The following is a 19,245-nucleotide window of genomic DNA, read 5'->3' as shown; positions in this document are numbered from 1 at the left end:
GCTTTGCAGGCCCACATGGGCTGAAACGAGACCCATCCTCTTGGGTTTGCCGTGAGATGCGGATAGGACAGCCCCGAACCCTTCGGGAGCCACGCGCTTGATCTTATCCACCGCCGCCGCCGTCTCCGACGCCGCGACCCATATCCAGTTCAGCCAGCTCGGCCTCGACCCGGTCCTGCTCAAGATCGGCTTCTTCGAGCTCAAATGGTACTCGCTCGCCTATATCGCGGGCATCCTGATCGGCTGGTGGTATCTGCTCAAGCTGATCGCCCAGCCCGGCGCGCCGATGGCCCGCCGCCATGCCGACGACATGGTCTTCTACGCCACGCTCGGCATCATCCTCGGCGGGCGGCTCGGCTATGCGATGTTCTATCAGACGGAGCTGTTGCTCGATCCGTTGAAGCTGATCCGGCTGTGGGACGGCGGCATGTCCTTCCATGGCGGCGTGATCGGCGTGACGGTCGCGATCCTGTGGCTGTGCCGCAAGGAAAAGCTCAACTGGCTGCGCGTCCATGACTATGTCGCCTGCTGCGTCCCCTTTGGCCTGTTCTTCGGCCGTCTCGCCAATTTCGTGAACGCCGAATTGTGGGGCCGTCCGACCGACATGCCCTGGGCGATCGTGTTCGAACGGACCGGCGGCAATGTCGCGCGCCACCCCAGCCAGCTCTACGAAGCGGGCCTCGAAGGGCTGCTGCTTGGCCTGGTCCTGTGGTTCCTGTTCTGGAAGACCGACGCCCGCTATCAGCCGGGCAAGCTCGTCGGCACCTTCCTGCTCGGCTATGGCCTGTCGCGCTATTTCGTGGAGTTCTTCCGCGAATATGATCGCCAGTTCTCCGACACGATCTTCGCGACGCCGGGGCTGCACATGGGCCAGCTGCTGACCGTGCCGATGATCCTCGGCGGCCTCTACCTCATCGCCACCGCCAAGAAGCGGCGTGAGCGGGTCGAGCCGTTCGCGGGCGGCCCCAGCATCGCCTGATGTCCGACCCGCAGACCGAAGACGGCCCGCTCCCCGACCGGATCGCCCGCGCCATCACCATGGCCGGGCCGATCCCGCTCTCGCAGTTCATGGGCGCGGCGAACACGCATTATTACGCCACGCGCGATCCGCTGGGCACGCGCGGCGACTTCACCACCGCGCCCGAGATCAGCCAGATGTTCGGCGAGCTGGTCGGCCTCGCAATCGCCGATCTCTGGGACCGCGCCGGGCGTCCTGAGGCGCATTATGTCGAGCTTGGCCCGGGCCGCGGCACGCTCGCCGCCGATGCGCTGCGCGCGATGGGCCATGCCGGCCTCAAGCCGCGGGTTCACTTCGTCGAGAACAGCCCAGCGCTGCGCGCGGAACAGGCCAAGCAGGTGCCCGACGCCGAATGGACGGTCAGCATCGTCGGCCTGCCCGACGACGCGCCGCTGCTGGTGGTCGCCAACGAATTCTTCGACGCGCTTCCGATCCGCCAGCTGGTCAAGACGGTCGACGGCTGGCGTGAGCGGCTCGTCGCCTGCCAGGACTTGTTGTTCCTGCCCGTGGTCGGCAACACCATCTTCGACCCGATCATCCCGCCCGAGTTCCGCGATGCGCCCGATGGATCGATCCTCGAAACCTCGCCGCCCAGCGTCGCGATCCTGCGCTCGCTCGCGGCAAAGCTGCTGGCGCAGGGCGGCGCGGCGCTGATCATCGACTATGGCTATGCCGGCCCTGCGATCGGCGACACGCTTCAGGCGGTGCGCGGCCACGCCTATGCCAACCCGTTCGAGGATCCCGGTGAGGCCGACCTTACCGCCCATGTCGATTTTGGCACCTTGATCGAAGCGGCACGGGTCGAAGGCCTCGTCGCGTACGGCCCGGTAACGCAGGGCGCGTTCCTCAACGCGCTCGGCATCGGCCCGCGCGCCGACGCGCTCGCCAAGGCAGCGCCCGACCGCGCGGACGAGATCGCCATCGCCCGCGACCGACTCACCGGCGATGAGGCGATGGGCGAACTGTTCAAGGTCATCGCGCTGACCGCCCCCGGCTGGCCCGTTCCTGCAGGTTTCGAATGACGACGATCACCTACGACACGCCCACGCTCGCCGACGCCGACGCGCTCGACGCGATGGCGCAGGAATCGTGGAGCCGCACCTTCGCGCACGGCTACACACCCGCCGATCTTCAGGCCTATCTGGCCGAAGCCTATGGCCCGACCGGCAAGCTGCGCGCGCACCTCGCCGATCCCGCGGTGACCTGGCAGGTCGCCCGCGCGGAGGGGCGGATCGTCGGCTATGCCAAGCTCGTCCCGCCCTGGCTCGAGGAAGCCGGCCCGGACGAGGCCCAGCTCGGCCAGCTCTATGTCGACTATGACTGGCACGGTCAGGGCATCGCCCAGACCTTGATGGACTGGAGCATCGCCACCGCCCGCGAGGGCGGCGCGTCCGCGCTTCTGCTGACGGTGTTCGAGGAGAACGCCCGCGCCATCGCCTTTTACGCGAAGTACGGCTTCGTCCATATCGGCGACTATCCCTTCCCCGTCGGCGACAAGATCGACCGCGACCTCATCATGAAGCTGGATCTGTGACCGAACCCGTCGACGTTCTTCGTTCTCACGCCCTTGATGGCATCGCCCACGGGTTTCTCGGTCGTCGCGGCGGGGTCTCGACCGGGGAGACCGCCAGCCTCGACATGGGCCGCCGCGGCCGCCCGCCCACGCCCGAGTTGATCGAGAACCAGCGCCGCGCCCTCGCCGCGGTCGCGCCGGGAACCGAGCTGGTCGGCCTCTATCAGGTGCACAGCGCCGACGCCGTCACGGTGATCGAACCGTGGAGCGACGAGCTCCGCCCGCATGCCGACGCGCTCGTCACCAACCGCCCCGGCCTCACCCTCGGCATCCTCACCGCCGATTGCGCGCCGATCCTCTTCGCCGACCGCCAGGCCGGCGTGATCGGCGCCGCGCATGCCGGGTGGAAGGGCGCGATCGGCGGCGTCACCGACTCCACCATCGCCGCGATGGAAGCGCTTGGCGCCCGCCGCGAGAATATCGTCGCCGCGGTTGGCCCGTGCATCGCCCGCGCCAGCTACGAGGTCGATGAGGGCTTCCACACCCGCTTCGCCGAGTTCGATCCGGCGAACGACCGCTTCTTCACCCCCGGCCGCGACGGGCACCACCAGTTCGACCTCGAAGCCTATGTCGTCCACCGCCTCGCCGCCGCCGGGCTGCGCACCGTGGAAGCGCTGGGCGAAGACACCTATTCGCAGCCCGACCGCTTCTACAGCTTCCGCCGCGCCACCCACCGCGGCGAACCCGATTACGGCCGCCAGATTACATTGGTCTCATTGACCGGCTGAAGCGTTGGTGCGAGTGCGGTTGCAAAGACGTTTCAGCTGATACGACCCGAGAGAGGCACCCGATATGACCGACAAGCCCGTCAAGCCCGACGAAGCCGCTCTCACCAGCACCACCCCGCGCAGCCGCCCCAAGCCGTCGGTCAAGACCGTCGGCGGCCGCGAGCTCAGCCCGGCGACGCTGATGATGGGCCATGGCTATGATCCGATGCTGTCGGAAGGGTCGCTCAAGCCGCCGATCTTCGCCACCTCGACCTTCGTCTTCCCCAATGCCGCCGCCGGCAAGCGCCATTTCGAGGGCGTGACCGGCAAGCGCCCCGGCGGCGCCGAAGGCCTCGTCTATTCCCGCTTCAACGGCCCGAACCAGGAAATCCTCGAGGATCGCCTCGGCATCTGGGAAGAGGCGGAGGATGCACTCGCCTTCTCGTCGGGCATGTCCGCGATCGCCACGCTTTTCCTCGCCATGGTCAAGCCCGGCGACACCATCGTGCACAGCGGTCCGCTCTATGCCGCGACCGAGACGCTGATCGCCCGCATCCTCGGCAAGTTCGGCGTCCACTGGCTCGACTTCCCCGCCGGCGCCACGCGTGAGGAGATCGACGCGGTCCTGTCCAAGGCCGCCTCGGGCAATGTCGCGCTGATCTATCTCGAAAGCCCCGCCAACCCGACCAACGCCTTGGTCGATGTCGAGGCCGTCGCCGCTAGCCGCGACGCGATCTTCACCGGCGCCAATAAGCCGCCGATCGCGATCGACAACACCTTCCTCGGCCCGCTCTGGGCCAAACCGCTGCAGCAGGGTGCCGACCTCGTCGTCTACTCGCTCACCAAGTATGCGGGCGGTCATAGCGACCTCGTCGCCGGCGGCGTGCTCGGGTCGAAGGCGCACATCAACACCATCCGCATGATGCGCAACACCATCGGCACGATCTGCGATCCCAACACCGCGTGGATGCTGCTGCGCAGCCTCGAAACCCTCGAACTGCGCATGAGCCGCGCGGGCGAGAACGCCGTGAAGGTCTGCGAATATCTGCGCACCCATCCCAAGGTCGAAAGCGTCGGCTATCTCGGATTCCTCGCCGAAGGCAGCCGCCAGAAGGACATTTACGACCGCCACTGCACCGGCGCCGGCTCGACCTTCTCGCTGTATCTCAAGGGCGGTGAGAAGGAGGCGTTCGCCTTCTTGGACAGCCTCAAGATCGCCAAGCTCGCGGTCAGCCTCGGCGGCACCGAGACCCTCGCTTCCGCTCCGGCGGCGATGACCCACCTCTCGGTCCCCGACGCGCGCAAGAAGGCGCTCGGCATCACCGACAATCTCGTCCGCATCTCGATCGGCGTCGAAAATGCCGACGACCTGATCGCGGACTTCGAGGAAGCGCTGAAGGCGGTGTGACCCCACGCGCGGGTCGGTCCCGCGCGTCACATTCCGCAACGCATCGCAATCCCCCCGTTATCCGTGGCGGCCACCGCGCGGTTAGCCTTCGTGCTCCCCAGCCGAAGGAAACCGCCATGGCCGCCTCGATCGATCGCAGAAGCTTCGTCCGCGCGGGGGCGCTCGCCGCCGCGCTCTTCCACATCGATCGCGGCATCGCCGCGCCCGCGCTGACCGCCCCCCTTCGCGGTCAGCGCGGGCCAACCGCCAAGCGCCCCTGGCACGATCTGGCGCTGATCGACGACCCGATCATGAACAGCCAGCTGCTCCACCAGCTCGGCCTCAGCTATTCGGGAAGCGCCGATATCGGCGAAGCGCTCGACACCGGCGCCCGCATCGACGCCGGCGACGATTGGAGCTGGCCGCGCCAATGGGTGCGCACCGCCGAGCGTGTCGAAGCGATGGCACGCCGCAGCGAGGAGGAAGACCGCCGGATCAGCGCCGGCAAGGCCTATCTGCGCGCCGCGACCTATTATCGCGCCGCCGTGATCCATCATCCCGACCCCGCGCATGCCAGCAATCTCGACGCCGCCCGCAAGGCATCGGCGGCCTATGCCCGCGCGGTGCGGCTGCTGCGCTGGCCGGCGCAACCCGTACGGATTCCCTATGAAGGCGCCATACTGCCCGGCTACTTCCTGCGCTCCCCCATCGCGCGCGGCGACGCCCCGCTCATCATCCTCCAGCAGGGGCGCGACGCCTGGCCGGAAGCGGGCAAGCACATCTTCGACGACGCGCTCGAGCGCGGCTATCACGCGCTGTTCGTCCACAGCCCGGGCCAGGGGCTCGCGCTGCGCGAACATGGCCTGCCCTTTCGCCCCGACTGGGAGCGGGTGGTGGGGCCGGTCATCGACTTCGCGGTACGCATCGCCGGAGTCGATTCACGCCGCATCGCGCTGCTCGGCTGGAGCATGGGCGGCGCCCTCACCCCGCGCGCCGCGGCATTCGACCGGCGGATCAAGCTGCTCGTCACCAACCCCGGGGTGCTCGACTGGGGCGCGACCACCTTCGAACAGTTCAACAACTATTTCCCCGACCTGCTCCCGCTGGTCGATCGCGATCCCGCCGCCTTCGATCGCGCGATCATCGGCCTGATGGAACAGCATCACCTGATCCGCTGGTACATGCGCGACGCGATGGCCAAGCATGGCGTACCCCGCCCCTCCGCGCTGATGCTCGATCTGCGCCGCTATACGAATGTCGATGTGGTGCGCGACATCCGCGCGCGCACTCTGGTGATGGACGGCACCGGCGAAAGCACCAGTGTCGGACAGGCGCGCAAGCTCTACGACGCCCTGCGCGCGCCCAAGACCTTCATGCTGTTCGACGCGGACGATACCGGCCTGCTCCATTGCCAGGAGGGCGCGGCCGCCGTCAGCAACCACCGGCTGTTCGACTGGATCGACGAGCATATCTGAACCGCGCGCAGGGCTGGCCGTTGGCGCCGTCCTCCCCTAACACCCGGTCGTGTCCGACGAGTTCGCCTTTCTCACCGCCCTGCGCGCCATCGCAACGCATCCGGCCGCGGCGGGCCTTGCCGACGATACCGCGATCCTCGACGTCGCCGCCGGCCGGCTGATCCTCACCAGCGACACGATGGTCGCGGGGGTCCATTACCGTCCCGATGACCCGGCGGACTCGATCGGGTGGAAGCTCGCGGCGGTGAACCTGTCGGACCTCGCCGCCAAGGGCGCGACCCCGGTCGGTTGCCTGCTCAACTACGCGCTCTCGGGCGATGCCGACTGGGACCGCGCCTTCCTGACCGGCCTGAGCGATGCGCTCACCCGCTTTGCCATGCCCCTGCTCGGCGGCGACACCGTCGCGATGCCCCAAGGTGCCCCGCGCAGCCTTACCCTCACCGCCATCGGCCAGGCGCAGCCCAACGTCCCGCTGCGCACCGGCGCCCGCCCCGGCGACACGCTCTGGGTCACCGGCACCATCGGCGGCGCGGGCTTCGGCCCCGACGGAAACCCGCGCGATCTCGCCCGCTATCTTCGCCCAACGCCGCGCATCGCCGAGGGACAGGCCATCGCCGCCCTCGCCACCGCGATGATGGACGTATCCGACGGCCTCCTCATCGACGCGCGCCGCATGGCGGAAGCCAGCAGCATCGCCATCGCCATCGACCTAGACGCGATTCCGCTCGCATTGCCCGGTCTCGATCCGATCGAGGCCGCCACTGCCGGCGACGATTACGAACTGCTGTTCACGCTTCCCGCCGACACGCTCCCGCCCGTCCCGGCCACGCGTATCGGCACGGCCAGCGCGGGCACCGGCCTTACCCTCACCGCGAACGGCGTCCCCGCCCTGCTCCCCGACAAACTCGGCTACAGCCACGGCGGCTGACCGCCTCCATCCGACCGCCCACCCCATCCGTCATCCCGGCCTCGTGCCGGGATCCACCGGGCGGCACGTGAAGTGCGAGAGGCTCAAGCCCAACGCGCGCGGCGCAGTTTGCCGATCGAGTCTCGAGCGTCCGCTATCGGTACGATTGCCGCCTGACCGGTCCCAGGATCACCCGGTCACGGCAGGAATGACCGGGAATGGTTGGTTAGCTGCCGAAGCTGCGGCGACGGCGGACGGAGAGATCGCAGACTACCGTGGCCCAATAGGTTATGACGAAAACCGCAAGTAATCGCTGGTAATCTGGTTGGAGCCATCCCATTGCATCGCAAGCAAATATCCCGGCACCCATCCAGCCTATCAACACAGTCGTAATGGCGTGAAACGGGCTAAATAGCGCGTCCTTGAGCTTCATCATGGGACATCGATTAGCAAACTGCCAACTGTCCGCAATGGGGTCGTGAGCGGAACGTCCGCTATTTCAGCGCCGCCGCCGTCATCCTCTGACCGCGATCACAAGCTCCGCCCCTAGGCCTTGATCGTGATGATGACGAAATCGCCCAGATCGACGCGCTTGAACATCAGCTCAAGGTCTTCGCCCGGGTCGCCCTCGAGAATGCTCCTGCCCTGATCGCGCAGAAACCGCGCGGTATCTTCCAGCAATTTGACCGGATCCTCGCGATCCAGCCCGCGCAGCGTCACGCGTAGCGCCCCGCGTCCCGTAAGGGGTTCCATACCGCTTTCCGTTGCTTCGGTCATTCGAGTATCCCCCTGTTCCTGAAAGACCGGCTTTGCATAAGGTCAAGGCTCGTTGATCACAACCGGAAGATAACAAGCGGCAAACGTTCCCCTTCAAATGTTGGATTTCATCTGATCTACCCTGATCGATGGAAAAGACTACCAACCTGACCTACAGAACTATGTACGCCACCCCGCGCGCTACTGTCGCGAATGTGTCACGCATCTGTCGCGTCACCGCTCAAACCTGTCGCGTTGCCGTCCGAACCCGTCGCGCCGGTGGCGCGCACCTGCCGCGCTGGTGTCGCGCGCCCGTCGCGATCGTGTCGCGTCACTGGCGCGTTAGCGGCGCGTCGCCGGCGCAAACCTGTCGCTTCGCAGTCGCTTCCGCCGGAAAACCCGGCTTCCGTGTCAACTTCGTCAACCGCGCCGCCCGCGCCAACCACCGCGAATCAGCGCGGCTTGACAGCCCCCTGCCCCGCTCTACGCTCCGCCCCCGACCGCAGGCCGCACCGGACACAGAGCCGGGTGGCGGGTGGGATTCACAGGGGAAGGATACCAGATGACGATTGTCTATATCGCCATCGCGTGCGGCGTGCTCGCCGTGCTCTATGGTTTGGTGACTTCGCAGCAGGTGCTTCGCGCACCGGCTGGCGACCAGAAGATGCAGGATATCGCCGCCGCCATCCAGGAAGGCGCCAAAGCTTATCTCGTCCGTCAGTACACCGCCATCGCCGTAGTCGGCGTGGCCGTAGCCATTGTGTTGTTCTTCACCCTCGGCGGTCTCTCGACCGCGGCCTTCGTGCTCGGCGCGGTGCTTTCGGGTATTGCCGGATTTGCCGGCATGCACATCTCGGTGCGTGCCAATGTCCGCACCGCCGAAGCCGCGCGCACCTCGCTTCAGGGCGGCCTCACCCTCGCCTTCCGCTCGGGTGCCATCACCGGCATGCTCGTCGCGGGCCTTGGCCTGCTCTCGATCTCGCTGCTGTTCTGGTATCTCGTCGGCCCCGGCGGAGAAGAACCGAACGGCGAAAAGATCATCCATGCGCTCACCGCGCTCGCCTTCGGCGCATCGCTGATCTCGATCTTCGCGCGTCTCGGCGGCGGCATCTTCACCAAGGCCGCCGATGTCGGCGCCGACCTGGTCGGCAAGGTCGAGGCGGGCATCCCCGAGGATGATCCCCGCAACCCCGCCGTCATCGCCGATAACGTCGGCGACAATGTCGGCGACTGCGCCGGCATGGCCGCCGATCTGTTCGAAACCTATGTCGTCACCATCGGCCTTACCATGGTGTCGATCGCCTTGCTCATCAAAGGCAGCTCGGAACAGCTGCTCGCGCTGATGTCGTTGCCGCTGATCGTCGGCGGCGCGTGCATCATCACCTCGATCCTCGGCACCTACATGGTCCGCCTCGGCAGCAGCCAGTCGATCATGGGCGCGCTCTACAAGGGCTTCTGGACCACCGCGATCCTCGCCGTCCCGGCGATCTGGTTCGCGACCCAGTATACGCTGGGCGATCTCCATGCCCCGATCGGCGATGCCGCCTATACCGGCATGGACCTGTTCTGGTGCATGATGATCGGCCTCGCCGTCACCGGCCTGCTGGTGTGGATCACCGAATATTACACCGGCACCAACTATCGCCCGGTCCGCTCGATCGCCAAGGCGTCCGAGACCGGCCACGGCACCAACGTGATCCAGGGTCTGGCGATCAGCCTTGAATCGACCGCGCTGCCCACGATCGTGATCGTCGTCGCGGTGGTCGCCTCGTTCCAGCTGGCCGGGATCATCGGCGTGGCGTTCGCCGCCACCTCGCTGCTCGCGCTCGCCGGCATGGTCGTCGCGCTCGACGCTTACGGCCCGGTCACCGACAATGCCGGCGGCATCGCCGAAATGGCGGGGCTGCCCGATGACGTGCGCACCCGCACCGACGCGCTCGACGCGGTCGGCAACACCACCAAGGCGGTGACCAAGGGCTACGCCATCGGTTCCGCCGCGCTCGCCGCGCTGGTGCTGTTCGGGGCGTATACGGAGGATCTCAAGCGCTACTTCGCCGACGTCGTCGTCGATTTCTCGCTCAGCAATCCGTTCGTCATCGTCGGCCTGCTGCTCGGCGCGCTGCTTCCGTATCTGTTCGGCGCGTTCGGCATGACCGCGGTGGGCCGCGCGGCCGGTGCGGTGGTCGAGGATGTCCGTGCGCAGTTCCGCGACAATCCAGGCATCATGGAAGGGACCAGCCGTCCCAACTATGGCCGCACGGTCGACATCGTCACCCGCGCCGCGATCAAGGAAATGATCATTCCGTCGCTGTTGCCGGTGCTGTCGCCGATCGTGCTCTACTTCGTGATCAACGCGGTCGACAGCCAGGCCAATGCCTTCGCGGCGGTGGGCGCGATGCTGCTCGGCGTGATCGTGTCGGGACTCTTTGTGGCCATCTCGATGACCTCGGGCGGCGGCGCATGGGACAACGCCAAGAAGTATATTGAGGACGGCCATCACGGCGGCAAGGGCAGCGAGGCTCACAAGGCCGCGGTGACCGGCGACACCGTCGGCGATCCCTACAAGGATACCGCGGGTCCCGCGGTGAACCCGATGATCAAGATCACCAACATCGTCGCGCTGCTGCTGCTCGCGGCGCTGGCGGGCGGTCACTGATCCGCTAGTTGAACTGACCCTTCACGGCCCCGCCCGGCACCCCCGGGCGGGGCCTTTTTTCTCGTCAGGGCCAGCGATAGTCGACCACGACCGGGAAATGGTCCGACGGGTAGCGACCGTTCCGCCCGAACGTCACCGTCTCCGCCTTGGCCGCGCTCAGCCCCTTGGCGAACACCCAGTCGATCCGCCGGTCCGCCTTGCCGCTGAACCCATGGAACGTCTCCGCCGGCCCGCTCCGCGCCGTCGCCGTGTCCCACGCATCGGCCAGCCCCGCGCTCAGTAGCCGGTGCGCACCCGACTCGGGGATGGTGTTGAAGTCGCCCGTCAGCACCACCGGCGCGCTATCCGGCCGCGCCGAGATCCACGCGGCGATCTGCGCTGCCGCCTTCTCCCGCGCCGGTTCGTCCTCGGCCCGATAGGGGAAGTGGGTGTTGATCAACCAGAAGCGCTTGCCCCCCGGCACCGTCTCGAACAGCCCCCAGGTCGCCATGCGCGGATACAGGTTCCCCCAACTGATGCTCCCCGGCACATTGGGCGTATCGGACAGCCAGAAATTGCCCAGCTCGATCAGCTTCAGCCGATCCCGGCGGTAGAACACCCCCATATGCTCGTCGGCATGCCCCCCACGCCGATCGATCCCGAACCAGCTATATGTCGACAGCTTGGCAATCAGGTGGTCCGCCTGGATCTTCCACAGCTCCTGCGTGCCGATGATGTCGGGGTCCGCGCGCCGGATCGTCTCGACGAATAGGTCCTGCCGCGCCTCCCACCGGTTCGGACCGTCCGCCGCGACCGGCAGACGGACGTTGAAGCTCATCACTCGCAGCCCGTCTCGCGCCGCTGCGGGCAGCGCCGCCGCCGGCACCGCCGCAAGAGCCATCGCAATCACCAGCGCACGCCTTTGTATTACCATTTCACACATCGCTCTTGCTTGTTGCCAACGCTGTCACCTATGCCTTGAACCCGTCAGGGGAGGCAAATGGCGCGCAGGCCGACGATCAAGGAAGTTTCGAAGCTCGCGGGCGTGTCGTTCAAGACCGTCTCGCGCGTGCTGAACAACGAGAAGAATGTCAGCGACGAAACCCGCCGCCGCGTCGAGCAGGTGGTGTCGGAGCTCAATTTCCGTCCCAGCCTCGCCGCCCGCACGCTTGCTGGCCGCAAGTCGTTCCAGGTCGCCCTGCTCTACGACAACCCCAGCCCCTATTATGTCTATCATCTCCAGGCCGGGGCGCAGGAGCGCTGCCATGAGCTGGGCTACCGCCTGCTGATTCAGCCGGTCGTCGCCGATTCCGCCGACCTGGTGCAGGAAGTCACCGCGCTGATCGACGAAACCCATCTCGATGGGTTGATCCTGTCGCCGCCGGTGACCGAAGCGGTTGCGCTGCTTGAGGAGCTCGATCGCCGAGGTCTGCCCTATGTCCGGATCGAACCGGGCTTCCGCCGTGATGAGGGGCGCTCGACCACGATCGACGACGTCGCCGCCGCACGCGACCTCACCGCGCATCTGATCGGCCTCGGCCACCGCGCCATCGCGTTCATCACTGGCCCCGAGAATCACATTTCTTCGGTCGAGCGGCTAAAAGGCTACCGTTCCGCGCTGGAGGAGCATGGCATCGCCTTTGATCCCGGGCTGATCGCATCGGGCGACTACAGCTTCCCCTCGGGGCGTGAGGCCGCACGGCGACTGCTGGAGGCGCCTTCGCGCCCAACCGCGATCTTCGCGGGCAATGACGACATGGCCGCCGGCGCGCTCGCCGTCGCGCATGAGCTGGACATCGGCGTACCCGATCAGCTCTCGATCGCCGGCTTCGATGATTCGGATCTTGCCGCTGCGGTCTGGCCCCCGCTCACGACGGTGCGACAGCCGGTGCGCGAACTGGCCTGGGCGGCCGCCGATCTACTGCTGTCGGACGACCGCAAGCTCGATCGGCTCACGCTCGACTATGATCTGGTGCTTCGCGCTAGCACCGGCGCCGCACGCTAGACTCGACGCCGTTGTCGACGGCGGCAACGGACCTAACCCCTTTCAATGACTGGATGTCCCACCGCGAGGCCGTGTCTCGCGGCAAATGTTGTAGGACATCTTCTTGACACGCCCATGGGTTTGTAGGACAACTTGCCATGACACCGGTTTCCAACGCCGGGCATCACTTTCGCAAAACCGCCGTTGGAACGGCGGCTTCGAGATCCTGGGGAGGATGTGCATGAACACCAATGGCCTGTTGAAGTCGGGCATCGCTACCGCTGCGCTCACCGCGGCACTTGTCGTTTCGGCGCCCGCCATGGCGCAGCAGGGCACCGCCCCCGCCGAAAGCGAAGAGCAGGAGATCGTCGTCAGCGGCATCCGCAACTCGCTGCAACAGGCGGCGCAGGTGAAGCGCGACGCGCCGCAGGTGATGGATGTCATCACCGCCGAGGACGTCGGCAAGCTGCCCGATGCCAACGTCGCCGAAGCGCTCCAGCGCGTCACCGGCGTCCAGATCACGCGCGTGTTCGGCGAAGGCCAGTCGGTGTCGGTCCGCGGACTTCAGCAGGTTCGCGTCGAGGTCGATGGCCGCACCCTGCTCGGCTGGTCGGCGCGCCTTTCGCCTCCGGAGAACGACCAGCTCGGCCGTTCCTCGGGCCTCGATTCGGTTCCCTCTGGCCTGTTCGGCCGGCTCGAGGTGCGCAAGTCGCCGCTCGCCAGTCAGCCCGAGGGCGGTCTGGGCGGCACGGTCAACCTCGTCACGCCCAAGCCGCTGTCGTTCAAGGAAACGACGCTGTCGATCCGCGCGCAGGGCACCTATTCGGAGAATAGCGAGAAGTTCGAACCCGCCGTCACCGGCTTCTTCACGACCAAATTCGCCGACAACCGCATCGGCATCATGATCGCGGGCGAATATCAGAAGCGCACGTCGATGACGCAGACGTTCGAGCGCAACAACTTCCTCAACCGCACCTATACCGGCACCGGCGCCGGCGTGTACGCGACCCCGGTGCTGCTCCAGTACGAGCAGTTCACGGTCGACCGCTCACGCCTCGGCCTCAACGGCGCGGTACAGGTCGAGGTGACGCCGGAACTCACCATCACCGCCGACGCGCTCTATTCGGAGCTGACCACCGGTCGGCATCAGGACTTCTTCGCCTTCCGTCTGCCTACCGGCACCAACCCGGTCACCAACCGCGTGGTTGAAAATGGCGCGGTCGTCGCCGGCACGGCCAACGGCACGGTCACCTCCGCAGGCCAGATTCGCAACGAGCCGACCAAAAGCTATCTCTACGGCCTCAACGGCAAGTACGAGAAGGACGGACTCAAGATCGAGGCCGACGGCTATTACAGCAAGGGCACGATCGACCAGACGATCCAGATCATCACGCTTCAGGCGACCGCGCTCGTCCCCGGCAATTTCGATTTCCGCGGCAATACCGTCCCATCACTGACGCTCGGCACGTTCAATCCCGGCGTCTATTCCTCGTACAACCCCGCCACCAACGGCGTGCGCAGCAACCGGCTGATCGGCCTGCTCGAGGAATGGACCGGCAAGCTCGACGCCAGCTACGAGTTCGACAGCGGCGTCACGCTGGCGATGGGCGTGCGCTACACCGATCTGCACGCCCGCTCGAACGCCTTCCGCAGCCAGGTGACGCCGACCCGCACCGAGCTGGAACCCTATCTCAAGCTGGTCGACGGCAGCAGCTTCCTCGCCGATATTCCGGGCAATTTCCCGCGCAGCTTCCTCACCACCGCGCCGACCTTCGACTATGTCTTCAAGCGCGCGCAGGCGGCCGAGCCGAACCCCAACGCCAACGGCCTCTCGACGCTGCTGCCCAATCTCCAGCGCGATTATGATTTCAGCGAGAAGACCTTCGCCGGCTATCTCATGATTTCGGGCGAAGGCGAACTGCTCGGCATGCCGTACAAGGCCAATGCCGGCGTCCGCATTGCCAGCACGCGCCTGTCGGTCGACTCCTATGTCAATGTCGGCACGGTCAGCACGCTGGTGACCGACAAGAATCGCTACACCAACGTCCTGCCCAGCGCGAACATCGCGTTCAACGTGACGAACGACTTCCTGATCCGCATCTCGGGATCCCAGACGATGCAGCGCGCATCGATCGCCGATCTCGCGCCGTCGACCTTCTTCAACGCCACCAACCTGTCGGTCACCGGCGGCAACTCGGCGCTCAAGCCGCCGATCTCGACCCAGGCCGACATCAGCTTCGAATATTATACGGGCAAGAGCTCGCTGATCTCCGGCGCGCTCTTCTACAAGGACGTCCAGGACTTCATCGCCAGCTTCGTCACCTCCGGGGTCGACACCAACCTCGACCCGCAGGGCCGGGTGCTGACCTTCTCGCGCCCCGAAAACCTCGCCAGCGCGAAGATCAAGGGCTTCGAGATCGGCGTCCAGCAGTTCTTCGACTTCCTGCCCGCGCCGTTCGACGGCTTCGGCATCATCGCCAACTACACCTATTCGAACTCAGAGGATAATGCCGGCTTCCCCCTCGTGGCGGTGTCCAAGAACAGCTACAATCTCGTCGGCCTGTTCGAAAAAGGCCCGATCTCGGCGCGCGTCGCGTACAACTATCGCGATGAAGCGGTGTTCGAATTCTCCGAAGGCCGCCCGAGCTTCATCGGCCCGCGCTCGCAGCTCGATGCCCAGATCGGCCTCGACATCACCAAGCGGATCGCACTCTCGCTCCAGGCGCAGAATTTGATCCCGAGCGAGTCGGCGACCACCGAATACAGCGCCGCCGGCCCCGTCGCGCTCAACGGCTATGCGCTGTCGGAGCGGCGCTATTCGATCGGCCTGCGCGCCAAGTTCTGACGCACGGGACGGGCCGCCCGATCAATCGGGCGGCCCGCCTCGCCACTACGCATCCAGCGCCTTCATCGCCTGGTTCCACCGCATCACATTGGCTCGCGCCTCCTGCACGAAGGCCGATCGGCGGATGATCCCCAGAAACGCGTCGGCGACCCATTTGCCCGGCTGGCGCAGCGGACGGCGCACCTGGATCAGCAACACCACGCGGGTGTGCCGGGTGTCGTTCCACACCTCATGGTCGTAGGTGTCGTCGAACATCAGCGTCTCGCCATCGGCCCAGCGGACGATGCGGTTCTTGACGCGCATCCGCACGTCGCCATCGCGCGGCACGATCAGCCCGAGGTGACAGGTCAACAGCCCCTTGGTGACGCCGCGATGGGCGGGGATGTGCGTGCCCGGCGCCAGGATCGAGAAGAAGGCGCTGTTGAGGTCGGGAATCTGCCCGACCACACGCCGCGTCACCGGGCACCGGTCCAGATTCTCCTCGATGCGATAGCCATAGCCCCACAGGAAGAAGGAACGCCATTTGTCGACCGGCGCGATCGCGCGGTGATCGGGCGAAATGCGCGCGAGTGAGGGCGCCGCGTCCTCGCGCGCCAGTGCGGTGGCCAGCGCCTCGTCGCGGATCGCCTCCCAATTGTCGCGCAGCAGCTTCGTCCAGCCAAAGTCGCGCACGTCAAGCAAAGGCGCGTTAGAGACCAGCGAGGACGCGCCGATGATCCGGTCGAAGAATCCGCGCAGCCGCTTGCCCAGGCGGATCAGCAGCGGCCGCTTTGCATCCGCCTCGATCAGCGCCAGCTCCGGCGCGCCCGCCGTATCCCGTTCGATCGCCATGCCCTCACGCACGCTTCACCTCCATTCCTTCGGCACTGGCCGCGCGACAGAGACTCGCCGCACGGCGCCAAGAGGCGGGCTAGGCGTGCCCCGGGTCCAAATCGTGGCGAAAACCGTGCCAAAGCATTGCAGGATATTGCGGATTGCGGCGAAACGGCCGTGTCTGGCGATGCGCCGCCAATCGCGCTAAGCTTACCGCGATGGCCTTGTTTCCCCGCGTCAAGCTGCTCGCCCTTCCCCTCCTCGCTGTCGCGATCGCTGTTCCGGCGATTGCCCAGGTTGCGGCGCCCGCCCCCGCGTCCGTCGAAGTCGCGGTCGACAAGACGCCGTGGCTCTACAAGGGCAGCGACATCGTCCACGATCCGGAGTGGCGGTTCGGCACGCTCCCCAACGGCTTGCGCTACGCCGTGCGCAAGAACGGGGTTCCGCCGGGCCAGGTCGCGATCCGACTGCGCATGGATGTCGGCTCGCTGATGGAGCAGGAATCCGAACGGGGCTTCGCACACCTGCTCGAACATCTCTCCTTCCGCGGTTCGGCCAAGGTGCCCGACGGCGAATCGAAGCGGGTCTGGCAACGGCTGGGGGTCACCTTCGGCTCGGACAGCAACGCCAGCACCACGCCGGTCTCGACCACCTACAAGCTCGACCTGCCCGACGCGAACGAGACCAGCCTCGACCAGTCGATGATGATCCTCGCCGACATGATGGCCGCGCCCAACATCACGCCTGAGATGCTCAACCTCGAGCGGCCGGTGGTGCTTGCCGAGCAGCGCGAATTCCTGCGCCCGCAACAGCGGTTCGAGGATGCCCAACGCGAGCTGTTCTACGCCGGCCAGCTTCTCGCCGATCGGCCGGTGATCGGCACCACCGCGACGCTGAAGGGCGCGACCGCAGACAGCGTCCGTGCCTTCCACAAGCGCTGGTATCGCCCCGAACGCGCGACGCTGGTCATCGTCGGCGACCTCGATCCCGCGATGTTCGAGCGCCAGATCGCCAAGCATTTCGCGGGCTGGAAGGGCACCGGTCCCAACCCCGTGACCCCCGATTTCGGCAAGCCCGACCCTGCCAAGCCCACCAGCGCCGCGCTGGTCGAACCGACGCTGCCGCCGCTCGTGACCCTGGCCGTGCTGCGCCCGTGGACGGTGTTCCAGGATACGGTGAAGTTCAATCAGGAACGGATGGTCGATTTCATCGCGCTGCGGATCATCAACCGCCGGCTCGAGACCCGGGCGCGCCGCGGCGCCAGCTTCGCCGCGGTGTCGGCCAGCCTGTCCGACGATGTCCGCAGCGCCAACGTCACCAGCATCGAAGTGCTGCCGATCGGCGAGGACTGGGAAAGCGCGGTCAAGGAAGTCCGCGCCGTGATCGCCGATGCGCTCGACACGCCGCCGACTCAGGCGGAAATCGACCGCGAGCTGGCTGAAGTCGCCTCGGATATGCGCAACGCGATCGCGACCGGGCCGGTCACGGCGGGATCGCGCCGCGCCGACACGCTGGTCGAAGCCGTCGACATCAACGAGGTCACGACGAGCGAGCAGGAAAGCTTCAACATCCTTCAGGGCGCGATCGATGCCCGGATGTTCAGCCCCGACCGCGTGCTCGCCTCGACCCAGCGAGTCCTTCAGGGCGTCACGACCCGCGCGATTATCAATACCCGCGCGCCCGACGCCAATGTGCAGGACAAGCTCGCCGCGGTGCTCAAGGCCGATGTCTCCGGTCTCGCCGGAACGCGCAGCGCCGCACGCGCGGTCACCTTCGCCGATCTGCCCCCGCTCGGCGCGCCGGGCAAGATCGTCGCGCGCACGGTCCCGGTGCCCGATCCCAAGATCGAGGAAGTGCGCTTCGCCAACGGCGTCAATCTGCTGGTGTTCCAGAATCCCGGCGAAGTCGGCCGTGTCTATGTGAGCGTGCGCTTCGGGCGCGGGATGCAGGCGATCCCCGCCGGACGGCCCAACCCCGCCTGGGCGGCGGATCTGGCGCTGGTCGCCAGCGGAATCAACGCTCCCGGTGGCGTGCTCGGGCAGGAGGAGCTCGACAAGCTCACCGGCGATCGCCAGATCGGCCTCACCTTCGGGGTTGGCGACGATGCCTTCGCGCTCGCCGGTCAGACCCGCAAGGAAGATCTGGAGGATCAGCTCAAGCTGATGGCCGCGAAGCTCCAGTCGCCGGCCTGGGATCCCAACCCCGTTGCCCGCGCCCGCGCCGTCGCGATCTCCGGCTATGCGGCCAGCTCGTCATCGCCCGACGCGGTGATCGGCCGCGAGCTCGAACGGCTGCTCCATGCCGGCGATCCGCGCTGGGGCAGGCCCGATCTCAAGGGCATTGAGAAGCTCAACGCCAAGGACTTCCGCGCCTTCTGGGCGCCAATCCTCGCCAGTGGCCCGATCGAGGTGCAGATCTTCGGCGACATCGATGTCGAGAAGGCGATCGAGGCGGCACGCGTCACCTTTGGTGCGATGAAGCCGCGCAAGGCCGCTCCGGTCGTCGCACCGACCGTACGCTTCCCCGGCCATGCCCCGACCCCCGTGACCCTTCGGCATGGCGGTCAGCAGGATCAGGCCGCAGCTGTCATCGCCTGGCAGGCGGGCGGCGGCCCCGATAGCGTCACCGAGGGTCGTAGGCTCGAAGTCCTCGCTGCGGTGATGCGCGACCGCATCCTCGACCGCATCCGCTCGGCCGAAGGCGCCAGCTATTCGCCGACGGTCATCAGCCAGTCGCCGGTCGGCCAGCCGGGCGGCGGACGGGTCATGGCGCTCACGCTGATCCCGCCGGACAAGACCGACCTGTTCTTCCGCGTCGCGCGCGAGATCGCGGCGGACCTTATCGCCAAGCCGATCGAGGTCGACGAGCTGCGCCGCGCGCTGGTGCCGACCGCACAGATGATGATGCGGCGCTCGACCGGCAATCCGTTCTGGATGCAACAGACCGAAGGCGGCACGCTCGATCCGAAGCGCTTCGCCGGCATCGCGTCGCTCGCCCGCGACTATGGCGCGACCACGCCGCAGGATCTCCAGGCGCTGGCCGCCAAGTACCTCGCCCCGCAAAAGGACTGGTCGATGGTGGTTCTGCCCGACGAGAAGCCGGCCGCCGCGAGCGTGGCGGGCGGAAAATAGCCGGGTTCGTCACC

The 19,245-nt window shown here is 66.7% G+C and carries 15 protein-coding genes; 11 read left to right on the top strand and 4 right to left on the bottom strand.

Translation table 11 applies throughout. The features are described 5' to 3' along the window. Positions 1–97: 97 nt before the first annotated feature. From lgt to thiL, 7 genes are all read left to right on the top strand, one after another. Positions 98–979, top strand: a complete 882-nt coding sequence (gene lgt, locus AC07M1_RS16660; RefSeq protein WP_495163745.1) for a prolipoprotein diacylglyceryl transferase — start codon at positions 98–100, stop codon at positions 977–979. After that, the gene (locus AC07M1_RS16655; RefSeq protein WP_495163744.1) at positions 979–2,040 is read left to right on the top strand and encodes a class I SAM-dependent methyltransferase; all 1,062 of its coding nucleotides are present in this window, start codon (positions 979–981) and stop codon (positions 2,038–2,040) included. The genes lgt and AC07M1_RS16655 overlap by 1 nt, the downstream gene beginning before the upstream one ends. Then, a complete protein-coding gene (locus tag AC07M1_RS16650) occupies positions 2,037–2,552 on the top strand; it encodes a GNAT family N-acetyltransferase (RefSeq protein WP_495163743.1) in 516 nt (171 codons plus the stop codon). The genes AC07M1_RS16655 and AC07M1_RS16650 overlap by 4 nt, the downstream gene beginning before the upstream one ends. Continuing rightward, positions 2,549–3,319, top strand: coding sequence for a peptidoglycan editing factor PgeF (pgeF, locus tag AC07M1_RS16645; protein ID WP_495163742.1), 771 nt, complete (start codon positions 2,549–2,551; stop codon positions 3,317–3,319). Before AC07M1_RS16650 ends, pgeF begins: the two co-directional genes overlap by 4 nt. A 64-nt stretch (positions 3,320–3,383) precedes the next feature. Beyond that, on the top strand, positions 3,384–4,706 hold the full coding sequence (locus AC07M1_RS16640) for a cystathionine gamma-synthase family protein (protein WP_495163741.1): 1,323 nt from the start codon (positions 3,384–3,386) through the stop codon (positions 4,704–4,706). A 116-nt stretch (positions 4,707–4,822) separates the two neighbouring features. After that, the gene (locus tag AC07M1_RS16635; RefSeq protein WP_495163740.1) at positions 4,823–6,160 is read left to right on the top strand and encodes an alpha/beta hydrolase family protein; all 1,338 of its coding nucleotides are present in this window, start codon (positions 4,823–4,825) and stop codon (positions 6,158–6,160) included. 49 nt (positions 6,161–6,209) lie between these two features. Next, positions 6,210–7,088, top strand: a complete 879-nt coding sequence (gene thiL, locus AC07M1_RS16630) for a thiamine-phosphate kinase (RefSeq protein ID WP_495163739.1) — start codon at positions 6,210–6,212, stop codon at positions 7,086–7,088. A gap of 205 nt (positions 7,089–7,293) precedes the next feature. Here the strand turns inward: thiL and AC07M1_RS16625 are convergent, their stop codons facing one another. After that, on the bottom strand, positions 7,294–7,503 hold the full coding sequence (locus tag AC07M1_RS16625; RefSeq protein ID WP_495163738.1) for a hypothetical protein: 210 nt from the start codon (positions 7,501–7,503) through the stop codon (positions 7,294–7,296). Between the two features lie 110 nt (positions 7,504–7,613). Then, positions 7,614–7,820 (bottom strand): hypothetical protein, encoded by a 207-nt coding sequence (locus AC07M1_RS16620; protein WP_495163737.1) that lies wholly within the window; start codon positions 7,818–7,820, stop codon positions 7,614–7,616. A 565-nt stretch (positions 7,821–8,385) separates the two neighbouring features. Here AC07M1_RS16620 and AC07M1_RS16615 point away from each other — a divergent pair. Beyond that, complete coding sequence (locus tag AC07M1_RS16615; protein WP_495163736.1) at positions 8,386–10,479, top strand: sodium-translocating pyrophosphatase; 2,094 nt, start codon at positions 8,386–8,388, stop codon at positions 10,477–10,479. Between the two features lie 64 nt (positions 10,480–10,543). On the opposite strand, the gene AC07M1_RS16610 is transcribed toward AC07M1_RS16615, so the two are convergent. After that, positions 10,544–11,359, bottom strand: a complete 816-nt coding sequence (locus AC07M1_RS16610; RefSeq protein ID WP_495163901.1) for an endonuclease/exonuclease/phosphatase family protein — start codon at positions 11,357–11,359, stop codon at positions 10,544–10,546. Positions 11,360–11,458: 99 nt separating this feature from the next. Here AC07M1_RS16610 and AC07M1_RS16605 point away from each other — a divergent pair, with 99 nt between their 5' ends. Both AC07M1_RS16605 and AC07M1_RS16600 read left to right on the top strand, forming a co-directional pair. Next, a complete protein-coding gene (locus AC07M1_RS16605; RefSeq protein ID WP_495163735.1) occupies positions 11,459–12,463 on the top strand; it encodes a LacI family DNA-binding transcriptional regulator in 1,005 nt (334 codons plus the stop codon). Positions 12,464–12,683: 220 nt separating this feature from the next. Then, complete coding sequence (locus AC07M1_RS16600; RefSeq protein ID WP_495163734.1) at positions 12,684–15,287, top strand: TonB-dependent receptor; 2,604 nt, start codon at positions 12,684–12,686, stop codon at positions 15,285–15,287. Between the two features lie 45 nt (positions 15,288–15,332). Here AC07M1_RS16600 and AC07M1_RS16595 read toward each other — a convergent pair whose 3' ends face one another. Beyond that, a complete protein-coding gene (locus AC07M1_RS16595) occupies positions 15,333–16,130 on the bottom strand; it encodes an aspartyl/asparaginyl beta-hydroxylase domain-containing protein (protein WP_495163733.1) in 798 nt (265 codons plus the stop codon). A gap of 188 nt (positions 16,131–16,318) precedes the next feature. On the opposite strand from AC07M1_RS16595, the gene AC07M1_RS16590 reads away from it, so the two are divergent. After that, positions 16,319–19,231 carry a M16 family metallopeptidase gene (locus tag AC07M1_RS16590; protein ID WP_495163732.1) on the top strand — a complete coding sequence of 971 codons (2,913 nt, stop codon included), beginning with the start codon at positions 16,319–16,321 and terminating at the stop codon, positions 19,229–19,231. Positions 19,232–19,245: the final 14 nt, after the last annotated feature.

This window comes from Sphingomonas sp. GW821-FHT10C01, assembly GCF_059415525.1.
The sequence above is the reverse complement of the archived record's forward strand: the minus strand, read 5'-3'. Positions and strand labels throughout refer to the sequence as shown.